This window comes from Ruminococcus callidus ATCC 27760, assembly GCF_000468015.1.
Lineage (GTDB): Bacteria > Bacillota > Clostridia > Oscillospirales > Ruminococcaceae > Ruminococcus_C > Ruminococcus_C callidus.
In genome coordinates this window covers 1,719-9,988 of the sequence record NZ_KI260359.1, presented here as the reverse complement: position 1 = coordinate 9,988, position 8,270 = coordinate 1,719, and the positions used below count along the sequence as shown (strand labels likewise).

General features: G+C 51.3%; 6 protein-coding genes. 1 reads left to right on the top strand and 5 read right to left on the bottom strand.

Annotation, left to right across the window (positions count from 1 at the left end; genetic code table 11):
• The first annotated feature begins 375 nt into the window (after positions 1-375).
• Complete coding sequence (locus RUMCAL_RS05460) at positions 376-1,290, top strand: Ppx/GppA phosphatase family protein (protein WP_021681624.1); 915 nt, start codon at positions 376-378, stop codon at positions 1,288-1,290.
• An 83-nt stretch (positions 1,291-1,373) separates the two neighbouring features.
• Here the strand turns inward: RUMCAL_RS05460 and RUMCAL_RS05455 are convergent, their stop codons facing one another.
• The 5 genes from RUMCAL_RS05455 to RUMCAL_RS05440 form a co-directional block, all read right to left on the bottom strand.
• Positions 1,374-4,139 (bottom strand): glycoside hydrolase family 9 protein, encoded by a 2,766-nt coding sequence (locus RUMCAL_RS05455; protein WP_021681623.1) that lies wholly within the window; start codon positions 4,137-4,139, stop codon positions 1,374-1,376.
• A gap of 197 nt (positions 4,140-4,336) precedes the next feature.
• Positions 4,337-4,642, bottom strand: a complete 306-nt coding sequence (locus tag RUMCAL_RS05450; RefSeq protein ID WP_040647157.1) for a YerC/YecD family TrpR-related protein — start codon at positions 4,640-4,642, stop codon at positions 4,337-4,339.
• A gap of 95 nt (positions 4,643-4,737) precedes the next feature.
• Complete coding sequence (locus tag RUMCAL_RS15415) at positions 4,738-5,010, bottom strand: hypothetical protein (RefSeq protein ID WP_156902433.1); 273 nt, start codon at positions 5,008-5,010, stop codon at positions 4,738-4,740.
• A gap of 54 nt (positions 5,011-5,064) precedes the next feature.
• Complete coding sequence (locus RUMCAL_RS05445) at positions 5,065-6,786, bottom strand: ammonium transporter (protein ID WP_021681621.1); 1,722 nt, start codon at positions 6,784-6,786, stop codon at positions 5,065-5,067.
• Between the two features lie 266 nt (positions 6,787-7,052).
• Positions 7,053-7,886: an Mrp/NBP35 family ATP-binding protein gene (locus tag RUMCAL_RS05440; RefSeq protein ID WP_021681619.1), complete on the bottom strand. Its 834-nt coding sequence runs from the start codon at positions 7,884-7,886 to the stop codon at positions 7,053-7,055.
• Between the last annotated feature and the right edge of the window lie 384 nt (positions 7,887-8,270).

Sequence of the window (8,270 nt, the reverse complement as noted above, 5' to 3'; positions counted from 1 at the left end):
GTCGCACAATCTTTGTGCGGTATTGCCTTAGAAACGGCAACACTGCATAAAGTTTGCCTAATGGCTCTGCACACGATTTGCCGAAAAATCTGACAATACATCTCACGCATAAGCTTTATTCAGTATTTCCCTAATTATATTATAAAAGATTTGTCGATATTCTGACATCTTAAATATGTAAAATATATGTTATGTTTTTGTTAAGTTGAACGATTACGGAATTAACCAGAATTTAACGGTACGTTTGAATAATTTCGCTTGTATCAGGGAAGATCTTTGTCGTATAATAAAATAGAATGATACTGTAAATGCCAGACAGCCGGTATCGCTTGCAATTTATGGATTTGATACAGGGCTGGTTTAAGGAGTGAAATCATGAAAAAATATGCAGTGATCGATATTGGATCAAACACCGTGCGTATGGTCGTCTATGCCGTGGAAGAAAACGACACCTTTCACGCATTGTTTTCCAAAAAGTATACACTGGGACTTGCCGGCTATGTTCAGGACGGCGTGATGTCGCAGGAGGGGATTCATAGGCTTTGCGGTGTGCTGATAGAATGCCGTATGCTGTTGTCCCAGTTTGAAATGGAACGGAGTTTTGTCTTTGCCACTGCTTCGCTGCGGAATATTCAGAACACGCGGGAGGCGGCTGACCAGATCTTTCTGATGACCGGATTTTCCGTGGACGTGATCTCCGGACAGGCGGAGGCATATCTGGACTATTACGGTGTCATGGTAGAGGCACCGCTGGAAAACGGGCTGCTGTTTGACATCGGCGGCGGCAGCACGGAGCTGGTGACTATGGCACACGACGGTCCGGGCGTGATTGAAAGTCTGCCTATTGGCTCGCTGACGCTGGCAAAAGAATACGTGGGAAAGGTGTTCCCCAAGCAGAGCGAATGCGAGAAGATACAGGTACGGATCCGCAAGGAGTTGAAGAAGCGGAAGCTGCACCGGCTGCCGGCACACACGTCCCTGTGCGGCGTAGGCGGTACGGCTCGTTCGCTGCTGCTGCTGGCACAGGAACAGCAGGAACTGCCGGACACCCAGCGGCTTCTGACAGCGGGACAGCTGAAAAAGCTGGAAAAGCTGCTCTGGAAAAAAGACAACACCGCACGGGAACTGCTGCTGAAAAATTGCCCCGACCGGCTGCATACCATTTATACAGGCATGCTGATTCTGGACGAGTTGGTGGAACTTTCGCAGTGTGAAACCATTTATATCAGTCAGTACGGTGTGCGGGAGGGCTACCTCCGGCGGGAACTGGCACGGAAGCGAAAGGCTTGAGAATACAAAAACGGCTGCATCATCTTCGCGTGATGCAGCCGTTTTCTGTTTCTGGATAAGTAGTTCTTATTCTGGATAAATAGTTAAGCGGTTTCCGGAACCGGCAGAGTGGTTTCAATGTGTACCAGGAATTTCAGCAGAACAACGGCATCGTTGCCGGACAGTTCGCCGTTGGCATCGCAGTCTGCATTCAGAGCAGCCTGTTCGTTCAGCTTGACTGTGTCGCTGACTGCACGATTCAACAGAACGGCATCGGTAATGTCAATGCGGGAGTCCAGATTGACATCGCCGTACAGAACGCTGCTGCCTGAACCACTGCCGGAAACAGTGGCTGCGGTGGTGGTAGTTGTTATTGTCGTTGCTGTGCCCTTGTCGGTGGTGCCGGTCGTGGTAACGTCAGTGGTTTCGGAAGGCTTGGTACCGTCCGGTTCTTCGCCCCAGACCAGTTTGCCGTTGGCATAAGCAGGGATCTTCTTGGTGATTGCCGCCGCGTCGTTGTCATCTTCAAAGCTGATGAGATCGCTGTAGCTGTAGTCGTTGGAGGAATCCCATGTGGTGTCATAGGTATCCGGATTCATTTTGTTCAGCAGACCGAACTGATATACGCGGCTGCCATAGAAGTTGCAGTTTTCCCATGCGATTTCTATATAGTAGGTGCCGTTGTCGTCATACTTGACAGGTTCTGAAATGGTAGCACTGGTCTTGTTGTTGGTCATGGCACTTTCTGCATCATAGTCCACACGGGTTTCCACCATGGAAATATCTTCGCCAATGGCAGTCAGCTCGTCAATGTTGAAGTAGTAGCGAACCCGCAGATCATTACAGAACTGCGGCGGATTGATCGTGCGGTTGTGGATTACGATCTTGACCTGTAGACCAGCCTTGTTTTCCTGTGCCTTTCCGGCAGTGACATAGAAGCCGGTAGGCGTGTTCTCGTCTACTTCGTAGCCAGCCTTGGCGTTTTCAGACATGTTGAAGTCCGGAATCACGGCGTTTTTGTCTGCCAGTTCCTTGCCCTCTGTGCCGTAGAAGTGATACAGTCCCGCAAGGTCGCCGCAGAAGCCGGCGTTATAGTCGTCGGTAACTTCATTGTAAATGTAGTCGCTGGTGACATCGTTGTGATAGTCCTTCAGATCCGGACCGCCGACCAGAGCACCCCACAGGGTGTGTGTCTGCGGATCGGGTTCGTCCATGCTCTGCGTGGAGGAGCAGGAGGACGAACGGTGGTGCGGGTGTGTGGCGTAGCTGTTTTCATAGCCGACTTCAAAGGAATAGCCCATGGGGTTGTCGCCCAGAATGTATTCCATCTGATCTTTTGCCCATTCTGCGAATGTCAGGTCGTCAGTTTCCTTGGCGTATACCATTGCACACAGTCCAGCCGCGGTGTTGTAGCGGGCACTGCCGTAGTCGGAAACTACCGCGAAGCCAGCCGGAGATTTTGCGATCCATGCACCGTCGGTTTCCGGCAGATCTTTGATCTCGGAAGCGGTGATCTTGGTATTCCACAGCTGGTCGTCCATGCCGAAGTATTTGTGCTTGGTGACCGGTACGTCAAAATCTGCTTTGGCAGCATCGGCTTCACCCAGACCGGACCAGAATTCCAGATTCCAGCGGAAAATATACCAGTCGCGGGAGATGTTGGTGACCGGAGCCAGCTTTGCGAATACGCCGCCCCAGACGGTATCCCAGCAGTGCACCCAGATGTTCTGCCAGCAGTTGCCGGTGTCTTTGATGATACGCTTCATATAGCCGGTGTACGGGTGAGCACCCATTTCGCCGGTGACAGATTCGTCTACGCTGATAATGTCGTCAATGTAGTCATAGTTTTCCGTGCAGTAGTACAGCCATACTGCTGCCCAGGACAGTTCATCGTAGTCATAGCTGGAGGTATAGAAACCGCCGTCGTAGCCCAGACTGTCTACTGTCAGGGTGTCGTCACCGACTTCGTGGTGCGTCTTTACGGAGAAATCGTACAGTGCCAGAGCATAGTCCAGACACTTCTGTGCATATTCCGGATCGGTGTCCTTGAAGTTCAGATAGTTCACCGCAAGGGAAGCTGCTGCACCGGCGGTCTGGTCAGAAGCCGGTGTTTCCGTGGTGGCGAAATAAGCCGGACGCTTGACCGCACAGGAAGAAGTGGCAACATAGGTGTCGTCTACCTGCAATTCCGGAGCACACCAGTAGTTGTGGTCGTTGTTGCCCTCACCCACCTGATAGCAGTACGCCACCACATTGCCGTCGTCGTCCAGAAATGTGGCTTTCATAAAGTAGTCGTTGATCCAGCGGAGTTCGTCCTCCACATGCTTTTGCAGACCGGTTTCCACATAGGATTCCCGGAACTCATAGTAGCCCCAGCCCACAGTAGAAGCGGAATAGCTGCCCGGCAGACCGAACTTCACGTGGTCGCCGGCATCGTGCCAGCCGCCGGTCAGGTCTACGCAGCCGTCACCGTCGGGGTCGAGGTATTTCTTGTTGGCATCGATGAAGTCCTGGCTCATGTTGGTGCCCACGTACAGTCCTTCCGCCGCAGAAGCACCGCCGTCACCTTTACCGCTGTCGTCGTTGGCTTTGCCGCCGCCCAGACTTTGCATGGGTACCAGCGGAATCATGCCGTCCTTGACGTGACAGTTGCCACGCCATGTGTAATAGCCGTCGTCTGCCACTTCGTCGCCGCACTTGTTGGCATCGTAGAAGCACAGTGCCAGCTGTAGTGCTTCTGCAAAGTTGTCGTAGTTGTTGGGATTGTCCTTGTCTACTACTGCCGCACTGACCGGCGAAACAGCAGCAGAGGCGATCATGACACCGCTCAGGAGTCCGGCAGAGATTCGCCGGAGAAGTTTTGCAATCATTTTACACATCGTTCCTTTCTGTTGCCGGCACAACACTTCATATTATCATGTGCACCAGCATGCTTGTTGTACATTCTCAATCACATTCTTCTGGTCGATTTTTGTGGCGACACCGCACAAAGTCCGTTTGCCGGCTTTGTGCAGTGCTGCCCTATGATAACCGCAGGCAATGCGGCAACTGCCTGCGGGAATATCCGTTATTCTTTCGGCGGTTCCGGCGATTCTGTCCGGTCGAAGATGATCTGATAGCCGTCACAGCCGTCCTTGATGGCACGGTTGACGCGGCTGATCGTGGCAGTGCTTGCACCGGTTTCCTCGACGATTTCATGAAAGACGTGTCCGCTGTGGAGCATTTTTGCCACCTGTAACCGCTGTGCCATGGCGTTCAGTTCCTGATAAGTGCAGAGGTCTTTGAAAAAGGCGTAGCATTCCTCAGGGGAACGCAGCGTGAGAATGGCTTCAAAGAGAGCTTCCTGATCTGCATTTTGTCGTTCTTTTTTCATTTTTAACTTCCTTTCTTCGAAGTCACTGGAGCGTGTGTACATAAAAGCCTGTTCCGTATTTTTATGTGCACACACTATAATACCATTGTACCATATCAGCCGGATAATGTAAATACTGCACAGGAAATTTGTCTGGATTTCGGCAAAACCACCAGAAACGGCACCTCGTTTTTGACGAATTGAGAATGGGAAAAACGCCGCTGCTGCGTTGTTTTGCGGAAATCGTGGCAATATTCTGAAAATTCCCAGCGTTTTCCGCGGGCTTTATGCAGCGTTTCCTTTCCCCTTTGCGGTGAAAAACAAGCAGCACCTGTAGGAGATACTTCCCACAGGTGCTGCCTGCTCATTGCTACATTTTTATGATCCAACCAAATCCCTTTGGTCGTTGGCGTGAGAAATCATGTCAGCAATACTCCAATGTCTTAGATGTCCTGCAGGGCATCATATCCGGTTTCGCCGGTACGGATCTTTACAACATCTTCTACATCATAAACGAAGATCTTGCCGTCGCCGATCTTGCCGGTGTACAGAACCTTCTTGACTGCATCGATGATCTTCTGCGGCGGGATCTTTGCCACAACCGCCTCGACCTTGACCTTCTTGAGGAGCTTTGTGCCCTCGGTCTTCACTCCACGATAGTAGGATTCGTTGCCCTTTTGAGAACCATAGCCCATGACATGTGTTACGGTAACACCGTTGACACCCATAGAGGACAGTGTTGTCTGCAATGCGTCCAGTCTGTCCGGATTGCACATAACAACCAGCTTGGTCATCTTTGCCTTGGCACCGTTTGCCGGCTTCATGATGAGTTCCGACTCCGGAATGGTGACACCAGTTGCAGCAGCGTCTGCGGCATCGGAAGCCATGGAAACGGTAGACGGCATAAAGTCTGCATATGCAGAGGGCAGATTGTGCTCGGTTGCGTCCAGACCCAGAACTTCTTCTTCGGCGGAAACACGCAGACCGATCGTCTTTTTAATGATGAAGAATGTCAGTGCAATGGTGACAGAAGTCCATGCCAGAATGCAGATAACACCCAGAGCCTGTGTACCCAGTACGGTGAAACCGCCGCCGTAGAACAGACCGTCATAAACATCGTTTGCCGGAGCAGAAGTGGTGGCAAACAGACCAACTGCCAGTGTACCCCACAGACCGTTCAGGCAGTGTACTGCAACGGCACCTACCGGATCGTCCACGTGAAGCACGTGATCCAGCAGCCATACGCCGAAGCATACCAGCAGACCGGCAACAATACCGATGATCGCAGAACCGAATGCATCTACGACATCACAGCCGGCGGTGATTGCAACCAGACCAGCCAGCGAAGCGTTCAGGCACATGGAAACGTCCGGCTTGCCATACTTGATCCATGTGAAGATCATGCAGGAAACGGTTGCCAGAGCCGGAGCAATGGTGGTGGTCAGGAAAATGGTGCCCAGCTGGGGAACCGAGGTGGCAGCGGCACCGTTGAAGCCGTACCAGCCGAACCACAGAATGAATACGCCCAGTGCACCGATGGTCAGGGAGTGACCGGGGATCGCATTGGCTTTGACTTTGCCGTCCTTGGTCTTGGTGAATTTACCGATACGGGGTCCGAGGATCGCAGCACCGATCAGTGCGGAAACACCGCCGACCATGTGAATGACGCCGGAACCTGCGAAATCGTGGAACGGTGTGGACAGCTGCGAAAGCCAGCCGCCGCCCCATACCCAGTGGGTTTCGATCGGGTAGATCACTGCCGAGATGACAGCGGAATAAATACAATAAGAAATGAACTTTGTACGTTCTGCCATAGCACCGGAAACAATGGTTGCTGCTGTTGCACAGAATACCAGATTGAATACGAAGCTGGACCAGTCAAAGTTTGCATAGTCCGAGAAAATGTCAAATCCCGGCTTGCCGATGATGCCGGCTACGTCTTCTCCGCACAGCAGCCCGAAGCCGATGAGAATGAATACCACCGTGCCGAGGCAAAAGTCCATGAGGTTTTTCATAATGATGTTGCCGGCGTTTTTTGCTCTGGTGAAGCCCGCTTCTACCATTGCAAAGCCGCACTGCATAAAGAATACCAGTGCCGCACCGACCAGGAACCAGATACCGTAAACGTTATCGTTTATCAGGTCAAGAATTGAATTTTGATCCATAAGAATGCACCTCTCCGTGATGTAATATCGGAGCACTATATATGCTCTCTCTGGAAGCAGCGGTACCGTTCTGCTTCCATTTCTTTTCTGCGATTCTCCTTTTCCTCACAAAAAAGAAAAACAGCAAAGGCTCTACGCATTTCTGCACAGCGCCTTTGCTGTTTGTGTTTTCAGTATAGCCGATTTTGCCGCACTTGTCAAGCGTTTTGCGGGGATTTTTGCAAATCAAGAAAAAACTCCGCTTCCGCTTTGGAAAACAGAAAAAATTACTGGTTTTTCTTTTCTCCGAAGGAATCTGCCAGAATCTGAGCTGTTTTTGTCAGATAAGTCACATCAGACTGTGCCAGTGAGCCGGCATCACATGCCGCAGCTACCTTAGGATCCAGCGGGATCCGCTCCAGAACCGGCACGTTGGTGCTGTCTACTGCATCATCAGAACCGAACAGGGGAATCTCCTTGCCGCAGTCCGGACACTTGATGAAACGCATGTTTTCCACCATGCCCAGCACCGGAATATCCATACGCTGTGCCATGGAAACGGCTTTTTGCACGATCATGGAAACCAGTGACTGCGGTGTGGAAACAATGATGATGCCGTCCAGCGGCAGGCTCTGGAAGACCGTCAGGGGCACGTCACCGGTCCCCGGAGGCATGTCCACAAACATAAAGTCCACATCGCCCCACGAAACTTCTTCCCAGAACTGCTTGACAACGCCGGAGATCACCGGACCACGCCAAAAGACCGGATCGGTTTCGTTTTCCAGCAGCAGGTTCAGGGACATGACCTTGGTGCCGTCTGCTGCGATATAGGGCAGCAGGTTCTGCTCATCTGTCTGTGCATGGTCGTGAATGCCGAAGATCTTCGGGATCGACGGACCAGTGATGTCTGCGTCCAGTACAGCGGTTTCATATCCCAGCCGCCGTGTCTGGATTGCCAGCAGGCTGGTGACGAGGGATTTTCCCACGCCGCCTTTTCCGCCGACAACACCGATTACCTTTTTCACGCCCTTTGTATTGTTGATGGCACGTTCATTCTGTTCTTTTTCCTGACATCCGCCGCTGGAGGCACAGGAACTGCATTCGTGATTGCAATCTGCCATAGTATTTTTCGCTCCTTTTGGTGATTTTCCGCTGTAAAACGGTATAGGGCAATACTGCACCGCAGTCTGCCGGAAAATTCAACGGCATATCTTATAAGCTTTGTGCGGCATTGCCTTTCTTAGTATACCACATTTTTGCTCCGGTTGCAAGTCGGTATGCAAAAGAATTGCAGTGCCTTCCGACGATGATACGGATTTTTGCCTGAAACTGAAGGAAACACTATCCTGAGCTATCAAAATCGTACAAATTCAAACTGTTGGAAATATACGATAGTTGCACGCGTACCCTTGACAAAATCCGTGGTTTTTGTTAAAATAAAATCATCAAATCGCGAGAGTCAGAGCAAAATGCTCTATGGCAATACCGCACAAAGATTGTGCGAC